This is a genomic window from Radicibacter daui (assembly GCA_030657355.1).
In the GTDB taxonomy this organism is placed as follows: domain Bacteria; phylum Pseudomonadota; class Alphaproteobacteria; order Radicibacterales; family Radicibacteraceae; genus Radicibacter; species Radicibacter daui.
This window is the reverse complement of the sequence record CP131057.1, coordinates 223,315-241,419: the sequence shown is the minus strand read 5'-3', so window position 1 is coordinate 241,419 and position 18,105 is coordinate 223,315. Positions and strand designations below refer to the sequence as shown.

The following is an 18,105-nucleotide window of genomic DNA, read 5'->3' as shown; positions in this document are numbered from 1 at the left end:
CACAGTCAAAACCTTTTCGGTCCCTTATTGTCCGCCCGAACGCCCCTGAGGCCGCTCTTTCAGACATTTCGGGATCCGCATCCATGCGCCACACCGCAGCCGCTCTTCTTGCCCTCGCCACCGCCGGCACGTCCCTGCCCGGCCTTGCGCAGCAGACGACCAGCAGCGCGCCCGTAGCCCGGACGGAACCGGACTGGCATTTCACTCTCGGCGCCGCGGCGGTGATTGCGCCGACCTATGAGGGCTCCAACAGCTACAAGACCAGCCCCTGGCCGGTGGCTGAAGCCACCTGGCGCGATACGCTCTCCATCGGCACCAGGGACGGTGTGGTGCTGAAGGTAAAGCCCGGCACCGAGGATGGCGGCCTGACCTTCAAGGCCGGCCTCAATTACTGGTTCGGCCGCAAGGAAGGCGCGGACAAGGACCATGGCGATGCGCTGCGTGGCATGGGCGATATCGATGGCGCGCCGGTTGCCTCCATCGGTTTTGAATATCAGCTGCTACCTTTCTTTTTTGAAGGCAACCTGTCGCGCGATATCGGCGGCGACCGCGATGGCACCAGCGCCACCGGCAAGGTGGGTTACGCCCTCTACAATACCGAACGCCTGCATGTGCGCACCGATGTCTCCACCACCTGGGCGGACAACAACTACATGCAGAGCATGTTCGGCGTGACCGCCCAGCAGTCCGCCAGTTCAGAGCGGCATTACAGCCAGTACACGGCCGACAGCGGCCTCAAGGATGTTTCCTTCGGCATCGGCGCCACCTACGACCTGACCGACAGCTTCGCCGTCGGCGCCAATGTCGGTTACAAACGCCTTGTCGATGAAGCCGCCGACAGCCCGCTGGTCAAGGAAGGCGGCTCCGCCAACCAGTTCGTGGGCGGGATCAGCGCTATCTACAAGTTCTGATACCGGTATAGCTCCGCCCGGGTCGCGATGTTCACCCCGACCCAGGCGGCATCCCCCAACAGCGGTTATTGCGTCGTTTGACCGCCCTCGTTCGTGAGGGCCTGGTTCAGCAATGTTCGTACCTTTTCCATGACGGAGCCGGCACTCTTCACTCCGGCCTCTTCCTGCTTTGCGACCCAGTCGGCCTGCACTTCCTTGTAGCGGGTGGCCTCGGCAAAGTTCTGGACCTCTGCTCCAGTCAGAAGACCCACCGCTGCCCCGGCTACTCTCAATTCTGCTAGCTGAACGTCGAAGCTGTGGTCCATTGCGGTGCCCAGCGTACGATATGCTGCCTCGGCTGCCCGCCGGATCGCGGCCCGATCTTCGTCCGCCAGGCCATTCCAGGCATCCCGGTTCATCACCAGCGGATAGAGATGCCCCAGCCACAAGCTCCTGGACACCAGCACATAAGGAGCATTTTCGTAGACCTTCAGGTTATATCCGCTGTCTATGTTCACCATGATGCCGTCGAGCGTGCGCTCCTTAAGCGCATCATAGACTTCCGCTCCCCAGTGCATCTGAACGGGCGTTGCTCCGACGTTCCGCAGATAGTCCAGATGCCAGAAACTTGCGGAGCGCCACCGGGAGCCATCCAGCTCCTTGAGCGACTTCATCGGGTCGATGCTGTAGAAGGCGACCGGGAAACCTGTTCCGAGAAAGACTTCAACGAGGTTGTTTTTCGCGAGTTCTTCTGAAAATTCCGGGATTTCCTCATATATGCGGCGGAACAGAGCAACCTGCTCTGCCCCTTGCGGCCCGACCGGAAAACTCTTGAAAACCTGGTGTAGCGGCAGTTCCCGTGCGGTGTATTCGGGGACGGCAGTCGCCATGTCGGTCACCTTCCCGTCACGCACTGCGCCCAGCGCGTCGTAGGCCGCAGCGAGTTCTCCGCCCCAATGATCTTCAACTTTCAGGCGCCCCCCGGACTCTCTCTCGATAGCCGGAAAAAACACATCCTTGATAAATCTGGTGCGCATGCCATCCAGCGGCTCATGGTCCGAATACCGGAGGATGGTTTCGGCCGAAGCGGCAGACGGCAGCAAGGATGCCCAGAGAAGGGCCAGCCGGAATTTCTTTGTCACACGCATGTTCGTCCCCAATAGCGCGCGGCCAGCAGCCGCGTGACGATAACGACAGCAGCGCCAATGCCCGGCTTTCCCGCAGGAGGATGGAGCATCAGGTGCCGGATTTCGTTTTAAGGGGAAGGTGTCCCGGAGATGTGCCAGAGACCTGCCACTTCGTATCCGATTGTCACAAGGAACCGGATTTCGGACCTCTGGCCGATACACTTTATTACACTTTGGCCGGATACCCTGCTCCGGCGGATCGACTATCCTTTCCCGCCCGGCTGCAAGGACATGTTGCCCCCCATGCCACATATCGTCATCGTCGATGATCACAAGGATATTCGCGATCTTGTCGGCGAATATCTGACACGGCATGGGTACGAGGTTACCCTTGCTGACAGTGGGCGGACGTTGCGTGGCATTCTTGAGAGCACGACGCCGGATCTTCTCGTGCTCGACATCATGATGCCGGGTGAAGACGGTCTTCAGCTTTGCCGCAGCCTGCGTTCGCATTCGGCGGTGCCTGTCATTTTCCTGACCGCATTGGCCGATGATACCGACCGGATTATCGGGCTGGAACTCGGAGCCGACGACTATCTGGTAAAACCCTTCAACCCGCGCGAGCTTCTGGCACGCATCCGCGCAGTATTGCGGCGTGCGACCGAGCCCGCCATCCGAAACGCCCCCAAGGGTAACGAAATTGTCTGTTTCGATCAGTGGAAGCTGGATCTCGGCCGGCGTGAACTGGAAAACAGGGAGGGGCTCAATGTCGCCCTCAGCACCGCGGAATTCCGGTTGCTCAAGGTATTTCTGGAGCATCCCCGGCGGGTTATGAGCCGGGAACAGCTGCTTGACCTGACGGTTGGAAGAACCGCCGATCCTTTTGATCGCAGCATCGACAATCAGGTCAGCCGACTGCGCAAAAAAATTGAAGCCGATCCCAGGTCGCCGAGCCTGATCCAGACCCATTGGGGTGGCGGTTACAGCCTGGCCGCGGAAGTGACCCTGATATGAGGCGATGGTGGTGGCACAGCCTGAACGGTCAGATCATCAGCCTCATGCTGGCGGCCCTGATCATTGGCCAGACTGCCGGCTTCGCACTCTCGTGGAGCAGTCGCAACTCGGCGCTCAAGGTTGCCGCCCAAAGCGAATTCATCAGCCGGACAGCGACACTCTGCGACGTGGCCGATGGCATATCCGGCAACCTCCGCCGTGATGTTCTGCTTGCCAGCGCAACTGCCTATACCCGCTTCTGGACATCCGTCGAGGACCCGAGGGAAGCAGGCCGAGACTGGTACACCAGTGCACGTGCCTATCTGCTCGAGCCGCTCTCAAACATCATCCACTACAGGCTATCTCCCACCGATCCGGTCTCCGAAGCCCACAGCGCGCAGTTGGTAGAGAAAAAAGCCTTCGCCGGCTGGTCGCCCCTGGAAACCGGGTTATGGACCTGTCAAAGCCCGGCGAGCGTACTTCCCTTCGAGGGTCAGATTGGTATGGGTCTCGCTGCGCAGCTTTCGGATGGATCCTGGTTGAATGCCGTTTTCTACAAGCGTCATCAACCCGATACGGGGCTGATGGCGTCCTTGTCCTCAACGCTTTTGATCGCAGCAATCCTGTGTCTGGCCGGTTTCACTTCCGCGCAGCGTATCGCCCGTCCGCTGCGAGCCCTGACAGCAGCAGCCCGTTCTCTTGGCAGGGGAGAGGTGCTGCCCGCCCTACCCGAAAGCGGACCGAGCGACATCCGCGATCTGCATGTCGCCTTCAACCAGATGCAGGAGCGTCTGCACCGCTTTGTTGCAGATCGCACCCGGATGCTGGCCGCTATTGGACACGACCTCCGGACCCCGCTGACGACGCTCAGATTAAGGGCCGAGCTGCTCCCGGACACCGATCTTAAGGAAAAAATAATCCGCACTTTGGACGAGATGCAGCAGATGACAGAGGCCTCACTGAACTTCGCCAGAACCGAGGCCATAAACGAACCTACCCGCAACATCGAGTTGGGCGCCTTGCTTGCCAGCCTTTGCGACGATCTGGCCGAACTCGGCCTTGATGTTGACTATATCGATACCGGAAAGCTGAGTTACCGCTGCAGGCCCGATGCGATCCGGCGCGCCGTCAGAAACCTGATAGAAAACGCCGCCCGCTATGCGGGCAAGGCCCGTGTCTCTCTGGCCCAGACCAGAGGATATGTGGAAATTCGCGTTGACGATCAGGGACCCGGAATTCCGGAGGACCAGTTCGAACTGGTCTTTTCCCCCTTCTACCGGCTTGAGCACTCCAGAAACCTGCAAACAGGCGGGATTGGACTTGGCCTTTCTATTGCCCGCGCCATCGCCCGCCAGCACGGAGGAGATATTACCCTCATCCCCAACAATCCCGGCCTGCGCGCAGTGTTCGTGCTACCGCACCTTTAATCCTCCACTACGCAGGCGATGCGCCGGGTCGATTACGAAACGACACGTCCTTCACTGACTGTCGCATCGGCCCGTTCCTTTTCCCTGAGCCCGGCCCAAAACTCTTCTGCCGCCGGGCTCTGCCGCGCGCGGGCACGGTAGAGACGGATTTCCATCTCCGCTTCCCAGTCCGCCCGGCCGGCCCGCACCAGACGTCCGGCAGCAAACGCCACGTCCACAAGGCTGGCGGGCAGCCAGGCCAGCCCGCGCCCATCCTCGACCATCGCCAGCAACACCGTCGCCACATGGGCGGTGAGCACCGTTTCCAGAAAAGCAGGCGGGTTCGCGGTGGCTTGCAGCGCGCCGGCAATCCAGCCGAAGGCGGATTCCGGATTATAGGCCAGCACTGGTAGCGGCTTTTCTGCACTGCCCGGTAGGGCATAGAGAGGCTGACCGCCAGCATCCGGCAGGCTCACCGGCACTAGCCGCTCAGTCCCGATGGCGGCGTAGACAAACTGCCCGGTCTCCAGCCGGTCCGGGATAGCGGCATGGTGATGGCAGAGCATGAATTGCACTGCCCCCTGCCGCAGCGCCTGCTCGGCGCCTGTGCGGGTATCGGAGCTGAGGCGCATCGCGAAGCTTCCCCCGGTCCCCGCTTTTGCTTCCAGCCGGCGCAGCCATTGCGGCAGGAAGGTTTGCGACAGGGTATGGGTGGCGGCGATGCGGAGGGTCGCCGCTTCCGCGCCCGCGCGCTGGCGCACCGCCTCGCGGCTTTCCAGCACCCGGCGGATGATCTCGGTGGCGAAGGGCCGGAAGGCCTCCCCGGCTTCGGTCAGGCCGCCGCGATGGGTCGAACGGTCAAAAAGCGGCGCCCCGGCCCATTCCTCCAGCGCCTTGATGCGGCGGCTGAAGGCGGGCTGGGTCAGGTTACGCAGCTCTGCCGCACGGCTGAAATTGCCGCTTTCGACAAGCGCGAGAAAATCTTCAAGCCAGCCCAGTTCCATCTTCGCTTCCCTTGTGGCGCCCTTTTGTCCGCCGCAGCGGCGGGTGCCGTTTCCCTTATCAATTGATGCGCATTAGGCATTGGCCCCCGCCGCCTGTCGAGCGCCAGGATCGCGCCTACGGGCAACCAGAAAAAGCGGGAAGACACCCCACCATGCGCATCGTCGACATAAGGGAGATGACGGCCTCCATCGCCTCCCCCATCGCCAACGCCTATATCGATTTTTCGAAGATGACCTGCTCGGTCGTCGCCGTGATCACCGACGTGATGCGCGATGGCAAGCCGGTGGTGGGCTATGGCTTCAATTCCAACGGGCGTTATGGCGCGGGCGGATTGCTGCGTGAACGTTTCCTGCCCCGCCTCAAGGAGGCAAAGCCGGACAGCCTGATCAATGACGAAGGCACCAATCTCGACCCGTTCAAGATCTGGGCGACGATGATGACCAACGAGAAACCGGGCGGCCATGGCGAACGCTCGGTTGCCGTCGGCACCGTCGACATGGCGGTGTGGGATGCCGTTGCCAAGATCGAGGGCAAGCCGCTCTACCGCGTGCTGGCGGACCGTTATCGCGGCGGCAAGGCGGATGACAAGGTCTGGGTCTATGCCGCCGGCGGTTATTATTACCCCGGCAAGGATGACCGCCAGCTGCAGGACGAGATGAAGAGTTATCTCGACCGCGGCTACAAGGTGGTGAAGATGAAGATCGGCGCCGCGCCGCTCGCAGAGGATCTGCGCCGCATCGAGGCGGTGCTGAAGATCGTCGGCGACGGGCAGAACCTTTGCGTCGACGTTAATGGCCGCTTCGATATCGATACCGCCATCCGGTATGCCGAGGCGATCAAACCCTACAATCTCTTCTGGTACGAGGAAGTGGGCGACCCGCTCGACTACGCGCTCCAGGCAGAGCTTTCAAAACACTATGATCTGCCGATGGCGACGGGCGAAAACCTGTTTTCGCATCAGGATGCCCGTAATCTCATCCGCCATGGCGGCATGCGGCCGGACCGCGACTGGCTGCAGTTCGACTGCGCGCTGAGTTACGGCCTTGTCGAATATCTGCGCACGCTGGAAATGCTGGAGCAGAACGGCTGGTCCCCGCGCCGGGTGGTGCCGCATGGCGGCCACCAGATGTCGCTCAACATCGCCGCCGGCCTGCATCTGGGCGGCAATGAAAGTTACCCCGACGTGTTCCGCCCCTTCTGCGGTTTTGCCGACGGTATCCGGGTGGAAGACAGCTATGTGACCCTGCCCGATACGCCCGGCATCGGTTTTGAAACCAAGTCCGAGCTGTTTTCGGTGATGAGACCGCTCGGGGAATAAGGCTTGCCCGCCAGCTTTCCCCGAAGGTGCAAGGCCCCTGCCCGCTAGGCAGGGGCTTTTTTTGTCCATCGGGCCGCCTTGCCGGCAGGTGCTGTACGTTCAAACTCGAAGCAAAACCGACAAGAACGGTTTCTCCGGTCCACCTAAATTCCGGATGTCGCCCGCGGCAGGGCTCTACCAGCCCTTCGGCCGCGATATCCGGAGCCCCCAAGATGACTGGATTTTCAATCCCCCCCTTGACCCGCAGGCAGGCCCTCATCCTGGGGGCGAGCCTCCCCGTCGCCATGGCGGCACCGGGTTTTGCCAGCACCACGCCGGCATCCTCTTCACAAAAAGGCAGCGATGACATGACCAGCAGCTTCGTCACCACCAAGGACGGCGTCGAGATTTTCTACAAGGACTGGGGGCCGAAGGACGCCCAGCCGATCGTCTTCCACCATGGCTGGCCGCTCTCGTCGGATGACTGGGACGCGCAGATGCTGTTCTTTGTCGGCAACGGTTACCGCGTGGTTGCCCATGACCGCCGCGGCCACGGCCGCTCCTCGCAGGTGAGCGAGGGCCACGACATGGATCACTACGCCGCCGATGCCTTTGCCGTCGCCGAGCATCTCGATCTCAAGAAGGCTGTTCATATCGGCCACTCCACCGGCGGCGGTGAAGTGGCGCGGTATGTCGCCAAGTTCGGCGAGCCGCATGGCCGCGTTGCCAAGGCCGTGCTGGTCAGCGCCGTGCCGCCGATCATGGTCAAGACGCCGGACAATCCCGGTGGCCTGCCCCTCGAGGTGTTTGACGGTTTCCGCGCCGCGCTCGCCGCCAACCGCGCCCAGTTCTTCCTCGATGTGCCGACCGGCCCGTTCTACGGCTTCAACCGCCCGGGTGCCCAGGTGCATCAGGGCGTGATCTGGAATTGGTGGCGCCAGGGCATGATGGGCAGCGCCAAGGCCCATTATGAGGGCATCAAGGCCTTCTCCGAGACCGACCAGACCGGTGACCTCAAGGCCATTTCCGTGCCCACGCTGGTGCTGCATGGCGAGGATGACCAGATCGTGCCGATCGAGGACAGCGCCAAGCTCTCGATCAAGCATCTGAAGAACGGCACGCTCAAGACCTATCCGGGCTTCGGCCACGGCATGCTCACCATCAATGCCGATGTGCTGAATGCCGACCTGCTGGCCTTCGTGAATGCCTGAGGTTTCAATCAGTAGCGACAAAAGCCCGCCCCGATCCGAGGCGGGCTTTTTGTTTTTCAAGGCCGCGAGGTGGCCACTACCCCCGTACGGAAGCCCGGTATTCCTCCGGCGTCAGGCCGGTCATGCGGCGGAACATGGCGATGAAGGCGGAGGCATTGCTGTAACCAAGGCCGGCGGAGATGCGCTCTACCGTCTCGCCCGCCTCCAGCAGTGGCATGGCCTTGATGACGCGCAGGCGCTGTTTCCATTCCGCAAAGGGCAGGCCAAGGTCGCGCAGGCAGCGGCGGATGAGCGTGCGTTCTGTCGTGCCGGCAAGCCGCGCCTGTTCCGCCAGCGAGCGGTTGTCGGCCGGGTCCTTCTGCAGGCGCTCCAGCACCGGCTCCAGCAGCGGGTCGGTTGACCAGGGCAGCCAGGTGCCAACGCGCGGCGCGGCCGCAACCTGGTCCACCACCACCTGCAGGAACCGCAGATGGTCGGCGGCGCCGTGGTTCTCGCCATCATGCGCGCGCAGATGCTCCAGCATTGCCCGCAGCAGTGGGCTTACCTCCAGCGCCGTGGTCTCGTCCGGCAGCGGGCCGCACAGCGCCCTTTCGACATAAAGCGAACAATGCACGGCGGCATGGCGGTTAAGCCCGCGATGCTCGACGTCCGGCGGCAGCCAGACGGCATATTGCGGCGGCGCCAGATAATGCGCGCCGGCAAGGCTCACTTCCATCACCCCGCTATAGGAATAGACGAACTCGCCCCATGGATGGCTGTGGCGGGGATAAGCGGCATTTTCCGGCATGCGGGCAGAGCGGAAATAGAGCGGATACGGCAGCGCCGCCCGGAACGGCGCCTCATGCGTATGGCCGCCGGCCTCCGCCGACCCCTTGCCGCTGCCACGCCCCGGCGGACGTGTCAGGATTTCGATACCGACTGTCATGAAGTCGTTATATGCGCCTTTGCTGCCAGATGCTATCAGCAGCAAAACCCGGGTTCGAGGAAACTTCCCATGGGCGAGCGCAAGCCTATTACCCCTGCCGCCATCGGCCTGATGGCCGCCGTGTGCCTTGTCTGGGCATTCCAGCAGATCGGCCTCAAATCCACCGCCGCCTATGCCGCGCCGGTGCTGCAGATCGGGCTTCGTTCCGGCATCGCGGCGCTGTGCGTGCTCGCCGTCATCCGCTTCCAGCGCCAGAAGCTGGAACTCTTTGGCCGCACCGCCTTTTGCGGCGTCCTGGCCGGGCTGCTGTTTGCCATCGAGTTTTTCCTCGTGGGCGAGGCGCTGCGCCACACCTCCGCCTCCCACGTCATCGTCTTTCTCTATACCGCCCCTATCTTCGCGGCCCTCGGCCTTGCGCTCAAACTGCCGCAGGAACGGCTGTCGCCGCTGCAATGGGGCGGCATCCTGCTGGCTGCCGGTGGCATCGCCTATGCGTTCCTGATGCCGGGCAGCAAGGAAGGCGCCGCCGCTGCGCCCGATCTTGCCGGCATCATCCGGGGCGATGGCCTCGCGCTCCTGGGCGGCGCCGTCTGGGGTGCCACCACCGTGCTCATCCGCACCACCCGCCTCAGCGTCACACCGGCCGCGCACACGCTCTTCTACCAGCTCGCCACCGCCTTCGTACTGCTGACGGGCGCCGCGCTCCTCACCGGCCAGAGCCACATCACGCCGGCCCCGGCGCTGCTCTGGAACCTCGCTTTCCAGGCGCTGGTCGTTTCCTTCGTCAGCTTCCTCACCTGGTTCTGGCTGCTGACGCGCTATCGCGCCTCCCAGCTCGGCGTCTTTTCCTTCATGTCGCCGCTGATGGGCGTGCTGCTGGGGGTGCTACTACTGGATGAACCGCTGACAATCCGCTTCATCATCGGTGCCGGCGGCGTGCTGGTGGGCATTGTGATCGTCAGCGCCGCCCCGTGGCTGAAGCAGCTCTCGGCGGCGCGTGCAGCCCGCGGCAGCGGCCTGCGCCGCCCGGCCTGAGCGCCCGGCGAGACGTTATTTCATCTCTGCGGCTCCTGCCCCTCTGCACCTTGCATCCGGCAGTCCGCTCTCCTCGCGTCCGCGCTTAAAAAGCCCGCCATCGGCGGGCTTTTTCCTTGACTGCCCGTTTCAGCAGAATCCGCCCCCTTCCGACGCCCCGAGAAGGCCTCCGAAAACACGGACAAAACACCAACTTGTTAAATTCGGATGAGAAATTTTTTGCAAATTTATGTTGTTATGTATAAAAAACAGTGCGTGTCATTATGTCCAATTTTGATGGCTTAAATTATTATTTTATATATGAATTTGTCCAGTTATCGTTGCAGCAAAATTGCCCACAAAATTTGGCAACTTTCATAATTTTATAAAAATTTTTGTCCGTTAATTGACATGTTATTCACCGATCCCCATCATGCCGGCAACTTTGAGGCCGCAAGACACATGCCCGGCCCGTATCGGGGAGAGAACAAACATGGCAAGACCGGCAAGCGACGTGATCGTCGGCTGCGGCCTGCTCGCCTTCTCGGCATTCGCCGCCTGGCGCAGCCTCAATATCGGCGGGAGAAGCATCGGTACGGTTGCCGGCCCTTCTTTCCTGCCCTGGCTCATGATCGGCGCCATCGTCCTGCTGTCGCTCGCCTTGATCGTGCGCAGCCGGCTGGCCGCCGCCCCCGCCAGCGCCCCCGACCTTCCGGAAGCGGAACCGGCGCCGGAGGATGGTTCCGCCCGGCGCAACCTTATCCGCATCGGCATTTTCGCCGTGCTGCTGGTGGCCTACAGCGCCGCCTTCATGACCGTCGGCTACCTCATCTCCACCTTCGTCATCTTCGTCGTCGGCATGCTGCTGATGGGCGAGCGGCGGCCGCTGATGTTCCTCGTCCTTCCGGTCGTCATCACCGGGGCCGTCTGGTTCGGCTTCACCCATTTTCTGCAGGTCTGGCTGCCTTAAGCGGAAAAATCCGCAGTCTTTCAACAAGGAGGAAACAATGAACAAGAAGATCGCCATTCTGGCCGGCCTGATGGGCTCGCTGGTCGCTACCGCAGCCCATGCCTTCCCGGATCGCCCGATCCAGATCGTCGTGCCTTATGCCGCCGGCGGCAGCACCGACCTTTCCATGCGCCTGCTGGCGGAAAGCCTGCAGCGCCATATCCCGGATTCCACCGTCATCATCCGCAACCAGCCGGGTGGCGGCGGCGCCATCGGCACCTCTGCCGTGGTGCATGCCCGCCCGGATGGCTACACCCTCGGCTCCGGCGCCCAGGGCCCGCTGGCCCTGCTCCCGCATCTCGGCAGCACCGACTACACGCTCGACCAGGTTGATTTCATCGGCCTCGTCAGCCGCAGCCTGCAGGTGATGGTTGCCTGCAAGGACGCGCCCTTCACCGATTTCGACAGCTTCATGGCCTATGCCAAAACCAAGGCTCCGCAGATCGGCAATTCCGGTGCCGGCGGCGCCAACCACATCTCGACCGAGGCCTTTGCCAAGGCGGCGGGCATCAAGGTTGAATCCGTGCCCTTCGGCGGTGCGTCGGAAGCAGTGGCAGCCTGTGCCGGCGGCCATATCGACGCCATGGTCGTCTCCCCGGCCGAAGCCCTGCCGCAGGTGCAGGCCGGCGCGGTGAGGCCGATCTTCGTCGAGGAAGACAAGCGCATCGATCTCTTCCCCGATACTCCGACCGCCAAGGAAAAGGGCGTCGATTTCACCTGGTCTTCCTGGAAGGGCCTGTTTGCACCCAAGGGCATTCCGGCCGCCGACCTCAAGGTGCTGCGCGACGGAATCAAGGCCGCTTATGACGATGCGGAATTCCAGAAGAAGATGACTGACATGGGCGAGTTCCTGCAGTTCGAGGATGCCGATGCCTTCGCCAAACGCGCCGAGAAGGACAGCGTGACGGCCGAAGCCGTCATCAAGGACCTCGGCATGTACCAGATGAACAAGAAATAAGTTCAGCGCAATTCGCTTTGCGGCCGGGGTGCAGTGCGTCACCCCGGCCGTCAGGCTTCAAGGGCGAAATGCCATGGAATACTTCTCCTATCTCCTGCCCCTTCTGCAGTTCAAGGTGCTCTGGGCCATCGGGCTCGGCACTCTTGGTGGCATCGTCATCGGCGCCCTGCCGGGGCTGACGGCCACCATGGGTGTTGCCCTGCTGATCCCCATGACTTTCGGCATGGCGCCGATCATGGGCCTCAACATGCTGATCGGCATCTATATCGGCGGCATCTATGGCGGCTGCATCTCGGCCATCCTGCTGCGCACGCCGGGAACGCCCGCTTCCGCCGCCACCGTGCTGGACGGGTACCCCATGGCCCGCAAGGGCGAGGCCGGCAAGGCGCTGGGCATGGCGACCATCGCCTCCGCCATCGGCACGCTCTTCGCCTCCATCGTGCTGGCGACGCTTGCCCCGCAGCTGGCCACCGTGGCGCTGAAGTTCGGCGCACCGGAATATTTTGCGCTTTCCCTTTTCGGCCTCACCATCATCGCCTCGCTTTCCGGCGACCTGCTGAAGGGCGCGATTGCGGGCTGCCTCGGCGTGCTGATCTCCTGCGTCGGCGCAGATCCTATTTCCGGCGTGCTGCGCTACACCTTCGGCGTTTCGGGTTTTGCCTCCGGCTTTTCCTTCACCCCGGCGCTGATCGGTCTCTTCGCGCTGTCGGAGGTTTTCACCCAGCTTGAAAATCTCGGCCGTTCCGATGTCGCCACCGGCAAGGTCTCCGGCCGCTGGCCGACCGGCAAGGATATGCGCGATAGCGCCAATGCCCTCGTGCGCGGCTCCATCATCGGCACCATCATCGGCATCATCCCCGGCACCGGCTCCGGCACGGCCTCGTGGATCGCCTATAACGAAGCCCGCCGCAGCTCGAAGACGCCGCACCTCTTCGGGACCGGCCACGCCCCTGGCGTCGCCGCAACCGAGAGCGCCAACAACGCGGTCTGCGCCGGCGCGCTCATTCCCATGCTGGCGCTCGGCATCCCCGGCGACGTCGTCACTGCAGTGCTCATGGGCGGCCTGATGATCCAGGGCCTCGCGCCCGGCCCGATGCTGTTCCAGACCCGTCCGGACGTTATCGTCGGCATCTTCGGCGGCACCTTCGTTGCCACCATCTTCATGTTCATCTTCGGCATGGCGCTCATCCCGCTGGCCTCGAAGATCCTGCTGGTGCCGCGCCGCATCCTTACCATGTCCATCGTGGTGTTCTGTTTCATCGGCTCCTTTGCCATCAACCTGAACCCGGTCGATCTCTACACCATGGTCGGTTTCGGCATCCTCGGCTGGGGCATGCAGAAGTTCGGGTTCTCGCAGGCCGCGCTCTGTATCGCGCTCATCCTCGGGCCCCTTGCCGAAGCCAACCTGCGGCGCGGCCTGTTGCAGACGGGCGATGATTTGCTGGCCTTCGTCTCCGGCCCCATCACCCTTCTCTTCCTCGCCCTGTCGCTCCTGTCGCTGGCCCTGCCCTTCATCCAGGCGCGCCGTGCCCGCCGGGCCGCCACCGCCTGACCCCAAGGAAAATCCATGTCCAAATCCGCTTATGTCGCGCTCGTCACCTGTTTTGACGAGAACGAGAACATCAATTACGAGGCCACGCGCGCCCAGGTGCGCCGCCAGATCGCCGCCGGCAACAACATCATGTGCGCCGGCACCAATGGCGATTTCAGCTCGCTGACCTTCGAGGAGAAAATCCGCCTGACCGAGGCGGTGGTCGACGAGGTTGCCGGCAAGGTGAAGGTCATCGTCAATGCCGGCATGCCCGGCACCTTTGAGACGCTGAAGCTTGCACGGGAGTTTGACCGTATCGGCGTCGACAGCATCGCCGTCATCACGCCCTTCTTCATCTCCTGCACACAGGAAGGGCTGATCCGGCACTTCTCCACCGTGGCCGATGCCGTCAAGACGCCGGTCTATCTCTACGATATCCCCGCCCGCACCCAGAACCATATCGAGCCGGAAACCGCCCGCGCCCTTGCCGCCCATGGCAACATCGCCGGCATCAAGGATTCCGGCGGTGCGCAGGAGACGCTTGCCGCCTATATGGCTGTTGGCCGCGAGATGCCGGGCTTCGATGTCTATTCCGGCCCGGATCACCTCGTGCTGTGGTCGATCGAAAACGGCGCCGCCGGCTGCATTTCCGGCCTCGGCAATGTGCTGCCGGATGTGCTGGCCGGCATCATCGACGGCTATAATAAGGGTGACCTTGAGGCCGCCCACCGCCATCAGGAAACCTATACGAACTTCCGCACCGATCTTTACGGGCTGGGTTTCCCGCCGGCGCTGGTCAAGCGCTCGCTCTATCTCATCGACAATTCCGTCGGCGCAAGCCGTCAGCCGGCCCTGCTGCCCAATGCGGAGCAGGACCAGAAGATCCTCGCCATCCTGAAGAAGTACGGTCGCGCCTGATGCCGGTTCTTGTCACCACCTCCCCCGGCTTCGGCAAACACGGGCGGGTGCCGCAGCGCCTTGAAGAGCTGGGCTGGGAAGTCATCCGCTGCGTGGATACCAGCCTGCCCGATGGCGGCATGTCAGCCCATCTTGCCCGCGCCGATTTTATCGTCGTCGGCCTCGTGCCGGTGACGGCGGCAACGCTGGAAGCCGCCCCGCAGCTGAAGGGCGTGCTGAAGCACGGCGTCGGCGTCGACAATATCGACATCCCCGCCTGCACGGCGCGCGGCATTCCCGTCCTCAACGCTCCCGGCTCCAATGCCGATGCGGTGGCGGAGCTTGCCATCGGCCTGATGCTGGCGCTCGCCCGCAACATCCCGGCGGGCCATAACTGCGTCACTTCCGGCAACTGGGAGCGCAAGGTTGGCCGCCAGATCGGCGGCAAGACACTTGGCATTGTCGGCCTTGGCAATATCGGGCGCGCCCTCGCCCGCATGGCGCGCGGCATGGGCATGCAGCTCGTGGCAACCGACCCTTATGCCGACAAGGCCTTCGCGGCGGAAAACGGCATCGAGCTGGTGGAACTCGACGTACTGCTCGCCCGGTCGGACTATGTTTCGCTGCATATCTTTGGCGGCGCCGGCAATACCTCGCTCATCAATCAAGACCGGCTGAAGCTGATGAAGCCGACAGCCTGCCTGCTCAATCTCGCCCGCGGCGAGGTGGTCGATCTTGATGCCGTTGCCGCGGCGCTGCAGGCCGACCGGCTGGGCGGCGTGGCCATCGACGCCTACACCCACGAACCGCCGGATATCACCCACCCGCTCTTCTCCCACCCCCGCGCCATCTTCATGCCGCATGCCGGCGCCGACACGATGGAAGCGGTGGAGAATGTCGGGCTCATGAACATCGCCGACATGAAAGAGATCCTGGCCGGCGGCAGGCCCCGGCGGGTGCTCAATCCCGATGCTTTTGACCTCTAGCGAAATCCGGAGGGCCTTACCGCCGGCGTACCGCATCTGCCGGAGTTTGGCCTCTTGCTGCCCGTCTGCGCGGCTGCCTAACATGGGGACCGCCCTGCCCCCCAAAACCGGCATTGCAGTATCAGCTGTTTTCATGGGGGACGCCGTTAGAGAGATGACAGGCACCCACCCTCATGGATTTGCGACGCACCGGCCTTTTTTCCAACCGGCTCATCTATTTTCAGGCCGTGGCAGAAAAAGGTTCGATCAGACGGGCGGCGCTGGAGCTGAACGTCGCCCCGTCTTCGATCAGCCGCAGCCTTTCCGAACTTGAGGCCGATCTCGGCGCCTTGCTGTTCGAGCGGGTCGGGCGCCGGCTGCGTCTCAGCAGCGCGGGCGAAATGCTGCTGCACCATGCACGCCTCAGCCAGAACCAGCTGGCGTCCGGCATCGCCTTCATCGAAGATCTCCAGGGGCTCAAGCGCGGCGAGGTCAAGATCGCCGTGATCGAAAGCGTGATGCGCAACCTCATGCTTCAGGAGCTGGACCGCTTCTGGGAACATCAGCCCGGCATCAAGGTCGAGTGCTTCGTTACCGGCTCCCAGGATGCGTTTGACGGTGTTGCCGAGGGACGCTTCGACTTGGCGATCGCCTTCGATACGCCGGTCCCGGTCAAGGCGCGCAAGATCGCCAGCGCCTATCTCAATCTGGGCGTGGTGCTGCCGCCGGGACATCCGCTGGCAACGCAGAAGAAGCTGCGGTTGAGGGATCTGCGAGACGAAAACCTGTTGCTGGCAAACCCGAGCCTGACCCTCGGCCAGTTGCTTAATCAAGCCATCGCCCAGCTGGGGTTCGACCTCAAGATAAGAGCGATCTCCAATTCCATCGACACGCTGCTGCATCTGGCGGAAATGGGCCACGGCATAACGCTGCAGACGCGCCTTGGCGCCGAGAGCGAAATTGCCGCCGGGCGCCTTGCTTTCATCCCCCTCAGCGAGCCGGGGCTCAAACCGCGCGAACTGGTGATGATCTGCCGCTCGGAACGCCAGCTGCCCCATGGCCCGGTAGCGCTTGCGACCCAGCTTGCTTCCCGATTTGAAACACTGGATGAAGGCAAGGCATAGAACCTGATGTTGCGTAGCGCGCAACATCAGGTTCGAAAATTACCGCGTATTCGGCACAGATATCGCGTGTTAGCGTCCGCTCGACCCTAACCCTCCTGCCGCTCTGCCCGAAGCAGACAGGCCGGCCGCCAGGGAAAGCAGACAGTGCCCACACGCCAGGACATTCTTGTTGAACTTGAACGCCTGAGCCTCACCTTCGAGGCGGGAGGCGCTCCCGTTACCGCGCTCGACAATGTCTCCCTGAAAGTGGCCGACGGTGAATTTGTGGCCTTGATCGGCCCTTCCGGCTGCGGCAAATCCTCAATCCTGCGTCTTGTTGCCGGCCTGCAGAAACCGTCCTCGGGTTTCCTGTTTCTGGGCGGACGCGAGCAGGCCGCCAACGCCCTTTCCGTCGGGCTTGCCTTTCAAAACCCCACAATGCTTCCCTGGCTCACCATCGAGCGCAACATCATGCTGCCGCTGAAGGTGGTTCCCCCCTTCCGCCAGCAATATCGCCGCGAACGCACCCGCTCCTTCCGCGACAAAGTGCATGAGATGTTGCGGCTGGTAGGGTTGGAGCAATTCGCCAGCCATTTCCCTTGGCAACTTTCCGGCGGCATGCTTCAGCGCGCCAATCTCTGCCGCGCCCTGATCCACGAACCACAGCTGCTGCTGCTTGATGAGCCCTTCGGCGCGCTCGACCAGTTCACCCGCGAGGAACTGTGGGGGGTCATGCAGAACATCTGGCAGGCTCGCCGCCCGACCGTGCTGCTGGTAACCCATGACCTGCGCGAAGCAGCCTTCCTGGCGGAGCGCACGATCGTGATGAGCCCACGGCCCGGCCGCATCATCTCCGACATGCAGGTGCCGCTGGCCCGCCCGCGTACCAGCGAGCAGAGCTACTCCGTTGAAGCAGTAGAATTCTGCCAGCATCTGCGCCGCCTCATATCCGACCCCGCGACGGAGACCGGCCGATGACATCCAGCCCTTTCGTGCGCCGGGTGCTCGCGCCGCTGCTCATCACACTGGCCGGTTTCATCCTGTGGGAAATCGCCTGCCGGGCCTTCGGCATCTCAAGCTTCGTGCTGCCAAAGCCAAGTGCGATCATCGTCACCATGGTCGAGCGTTTTCCCGCGCTCTGGCCCAATCTCTGGCAGACCATCCTGACGACGCTGATCGGCTTTGCCCTCAGCCTCGTCATCGGCATCTTTTTCGGCGCGCTGATCGGCATGTCGCGTTTTGCCTATGACAGCCTTTACCCGATCCTGGTCGCCATCTCCTCGATCCCCAAGGTGGCGCTCATTCCCATCTTCGTCGTCTGGCTGGGCGCCGGCACCGGCCCCGCCATCCTGACGGCCTGCGTCATCTCGTTTTTCCCGATCGTCGTGAATGTGGCAACCGGCCTCGCGACAACCGAGCCGGAACTTGAGGATGTGCTGCACGCGCTGAAGGCCAGCCGCTTCGACATCTTCTGGAATGTCGGCCTGCCCCGCACCATGCCCTATCTCTTTGCCGCGATGAAGGTTGCCATCTCCATCGCCTTCATCGGCTCCATCACGTCGGAAGCCATCGCCTCAAACCGGGGCATCGGCAACGCCATGCTGGTTGCGACAACCAATTTCGACATGCCTCTGGCCTTCGCGGCGCTGCTGCTGATCTCGATCACCGGCGTCGTCTTTTACTTCCTATTCGTCATGCTGGAAAACCGCATGACTGGCTGGGCCCAGCGCAACAAGAACGCCCGCCCATAACAAGCGCCACCAAAAACAAATGA

17 protein-coding genes are annotated in these 18,105 nt (G+C 62.7%); 14 read left to right on the top strand and 3 right to left on the bottom strand.

Annotated features, from left to right (window positions below):
- Window positions 1-83: 83 nt before the first annotated feature.
- Window positions 84-911, top strand: coding sequence for a MipA/OmpV family protein (locus tag QTL98_RS20905; RefSeq protein ID WP_445682755.1), 828 nt, complete (start codon window positions 84-86; stop codon window positions 909-911).
- 65 nt (window positions 912-976) lie between these two features.
- Here the strand turns inward: QTL98_RS20905 and dctP are convergent, their stop codons facing one another.
- A complete protein-coding gene (dctP, locus tag QTL98_RS20900) occupies window positions 977-2,038 on the bottom strand; it encodes a TRAP transporter substrate-binding protein DctP (protein WP_445682754.1) in 1,062 nt (353 codons plus the stop codon).
- A gap of 273 nt (window positions 2,039-2,311) precedes the next feature.
- Here dctP and QTL98_RS20895 point away from each other — a divergent pair, with 273 nt between their 5' ends.
- Both QTL98_RS20895 and QTL98_RS20890 read left to right on the top strand, forming a co-directional pair.
- Window positions 2,312-3,031 (top strand): response regulator, encoded by a 720-nt coding sequence (locus tag QTL98_RS20895; RefSeq protein WP_445682895.1) that lies wholly within the window; start codon window positions 2,312-2,314, stop codon window positions 3,029-3,031.
- Complete coding sequence (locus QTL98_RS20890) at window positions 3,028-4,437, top strand: ATP-binding protein (protein ID WP_445682753.1); 1,410 nt, start codon at window positions 3,028-3,030, stop codon at window positions 4,435-4,437. The genes QTL98_RS20895 and QTL98_RS20890 overlap by 4 nt, the downstream gene beginning before the upstream one ends.
- Window positions 4,438-4,469: 32 nt before the next feature.
- On the opposite strand, the gene QTL98_RS20885 is transcribed toward QTL98_RS20890, so the two are convergent.
- Entirely contained in the window at window positions 4,470-5,420 is a 951-nt protein-coding gene (locus QTL98_RS20885; protein WP_445682752.1) for a LysR family transcriptional regulator, read from the bottom strand.
- Between the two features lie 152 nt (window positions 5,421-5,572).
- Here QTL98_RS20885 and QTL98_RS20880 point away from each other — a divergent pair, with 152 nt between their 5' ends.
- Both QTL98_RS20880 and QTL98_RS20875 read left to right on the top strand, forming a co-directional pair.
- On the top strand, window positions 5,573-6,739 hold the full coding sequence (locus tag QTL98_RS20880) for a mandelate racemase/muconate lactonizing enzyme family protein (RefSeq protein WP_445682751.1): 1,167 nt from the start codon (window positions 5,573-5,575) through the stop codon (window positions 6,737-6,739).
- Window positions 6,740-7,086: 347 nt separating this feature from the next.
- Window positions 7,087-7,929: an alpha/beta fold hydrolase gene (locus tag QTL98_RS20875; RefSeq protein ID WP_445682894.1), complete on the top strand. Its 843-nt coding sequence runs from the start codon at window positions 7,087-7,089 to the stop codon at window positions 7,927-7,929.
- Between the two features lie 76 nt (window positions 7,930-8,005).
- On the opposite strand, the gene QTL98_RS20870 is transcribed toward QTL98_RS20875, so the two are convergent.
- Complete coding sequence (locus QTL98_RS20870; RefSeq protein ID WP_445682750.1) at window positions 8,006-8,854, bottom strand: AraC family transcriptional regulator; 849 nt, start codon at window positions 8,852-8,854, stop codon at window positions 8,006-8,008.
- Window positions 8,855-8,923: 69 nt separating this feature from the next.
- Between QTL98_RS20870 and QTL98_RS20865 the strand changes: the two genes are divergently transcribed.
- The 9 genes from QTL98_RS20865 to QTL98_RS20825 all read left to right on the top strand — a co-directional run bounded on the left by QTL98_RS20865 (window position 8,924) and on the right by QTL98_RS20825 (window position 18,082).
- Entirely contained in the window at window positions 8,924-9,889 is a 966-nt protein-coding gene (locus tag QTL98_RS20865; RefSeq protein WP_445682749.1) for a DMT family transporter, read from the top strand.
- A 472-nt stretch (window positions 9,890-10,361) separates the two neighbouring features.
- Window positions 10,362-10,838 (top strand): tripartite tricarboxylate transporter TctB family protein, encoded by a 477-nt coding sequence (locus tag QTL98_RS20860; RefSeq protein ID WP_445682748.1) that lies wholly within the window; start codon window positions 10,362-10,364, stop codon window positions 10,836-10,838.
- A 37-nt stretch (window positions 10,839-10,875) separates the two neighbouring features.
- Window positions 10,876-11,835, top strand: a complete 960-nt coding sequence (locus tag QTL98_RS20855) for a Bug family tripartite tricarboxylate transporter substrate binding protein (protein WP_445682747.1) — start codon at window positions 10,876-10,878, stop codon at window positions 11,833-11,835.
- Between the two features lie 73 nt (window positions 11,836-11,908).
- Window positions 11,909-13,387 carry a tripartite tricarboxylate transporter permease gene (locus QTL98_RS20850; protein WP_445682746.1) on the top strand — a complete coding sequence of 493 codons (1,479 nt, stop codon included), beginning with the start codon at window positions 11,909-11,911 and terminating at the stop codon, window positions 13,385-13,387.
- A gap of 15 nt (window positions 13,388-13,402) precedes the next feature.
- Complete coding sequence (locus tag QTL98_RS20845; protein WP_445682745.1) at window positions 13,403-14,284, top strand: dihydrodipicolinate synthase family protein; 882 nt, start codon at window positions 13,403-13,405, stop codon at window positions 14,282-14,284.
- Window positions 14,284-15,249: a phosphoglycerate dehydrogenase gene (locus tag QTL98_RS20840; RefSeq protein WP_445682744.1), complete on the top strand. Its 966-nt coding sequence runs from the start codon at window positions 14,284-14,286 to the stop codon at window positions 15,247-15,249. The genes QTL98_RS20845 and QTL98_RS20840 overlap by 1 nt, the downstream gene beginning before the upstream one ends.
- 173 nt (window positions 15,250-15,422) lie before the next feature.
- Window positions 15,423-16,352, top strand: a complete 930-nt coding sequence (locus tag QTL98_RS20835; protein WP_445682743.1) for a LysR family transcriptional regulator — start codon at window positions 15,423-15,425, stop codon at window positions 16,350-16,352.
- A 144-nt stretch (window positions 16,353-16,496) separates the two neighbouring features.
- Entirely contained in the window at window positions 16,497-17,309 is an 813-nt protein-coding gene (locus tag QTL98_RS20830; protein ID WP_445682742.1) for an ABC transporter ATP-binding protein, read from the top strand.
- The gene (locus tag QTL98_RS20825) at window positions 17,306-18,082 is read left to right on the top strand and encodes an ABC transporter permease (RefSeq protein WP_445682741.1); all 777 of its coding nucleotides are present in this window, start codon (window positions 17,306-17,308) and stop codon (window positions 18,080-18,082) included. Before QTL98_RS20830 ends, QTL98_RS20825 begins: the two co-directional genes overlap by 4 nt.
- Window positions 18,083-18,105 lie beyond the last annotated feature (23 nt).

Bases quoted from the DNA above. Each gene is read 5' to 3' on its own strand.
- QTL98_RS20905 (WP_445682755.1), top strand. From the start codon at position 84: ATGCGCCACACCGCAGCCGCTCTTCTTGCCCTCGCCACCGCCGGCACG.
- dctP (WP_445682754.1), bottom strand. From the start codon at position 2,038: ATGCGTGTGACAAAGAAATTCCGGCTGGCCCTTCTCTGGGCATCCTTG.
- QTL98_RS20890 (WP_445682753.1), top strand. From the start codon at position 3,028: ATGAGGCGATGGTGGTGGCACAGCCTGAACGGTCAGATCATCAGCCTC.
- QTL98_RS20885 (WP_445682752.1), bottom strand. From the start codon at position 5,420: ATGGAACTGGGCTGGCTTGAAGATTTTCTCGCGCTTGTCGAAAGCGGC.
- QTL98_RS20880 (WP_445682751.1), top strand. From the start codon at position 5,573: ATGCGCATCGTCGACATAAGGGAGATGACGGCCTCCATCGCCTCCCCC.
- QTL98_RS20875 (WP_445682894.1), top strand. From the start codon at position 7,087: ATGACCAGCAGCTTCGTCACCACCAAGGACGGCGTCGAGATTTTCTAC.
- QTL98_RS20870 (WP_445682750.1), bottom strand. From the start codon at position 8,854: ATGACAGTCGGTATCGAAATCCTGACACGTCCGCCGGGGCGTGGCAGC.
- QTL98_RS20865 (WP_445682749.1), top strand. From the start codon at position 8,924: ATGGGCGAGCGCAAGCCTATTACCCCTGCCGCCATCGGCCTGATGGCC.
- QTL98_RS20860 (WP_445682748.1), top strand. From the start codon at position 10,362: ATGGCAAGACCGGCAAGCGACGTGATCGTCGGCTGCGGCCTGCTCGCC.
- QTL98_RS20855 (WP_445682747.1), top strand. From the start codon at position 10,876: ATGAACAAGAAGATCGCCATTCTGGCCGGCCTGATGGGCTCGCTGGTC.
- QTL98_RS20850 (WP_445682746.1), top strand. From the start codon at position 11,909: ATGGAATACTTCTCCTATCTCCTGCCCCTTCTGCAGTTCAAGGTGCTC.
- QTL98_RS20845 (WP_445682745.1), top strand. From the start codon at position 13,403: ATGTCCAAATCCGCTTATGTCGCGCTCGTCACCTGTTTTGACGAGAAC.
- QTL98_RS20840 (WP_445682744.1), top strand. From the start codon at position 14,284: ATGCCGGTTCTTGTCACCACCTCCCCCGGCTTCGGCAAACACGGGCGG.
- QTL98_RS20835 (WP_445682743.1), top strand. From the start codon at position 15,423: ATGGATTTGCGACGCACCGGCCTTTTTTCCAACCGGCTCATCTATTTT.
- QTL98_RS20825 (WP_445682741.1), top strand. From the start codon at position 17,306: ATGACATCCAGCCCTTTCGTGCGCCGGGTGCTCGCGCCGCTGCTCATC.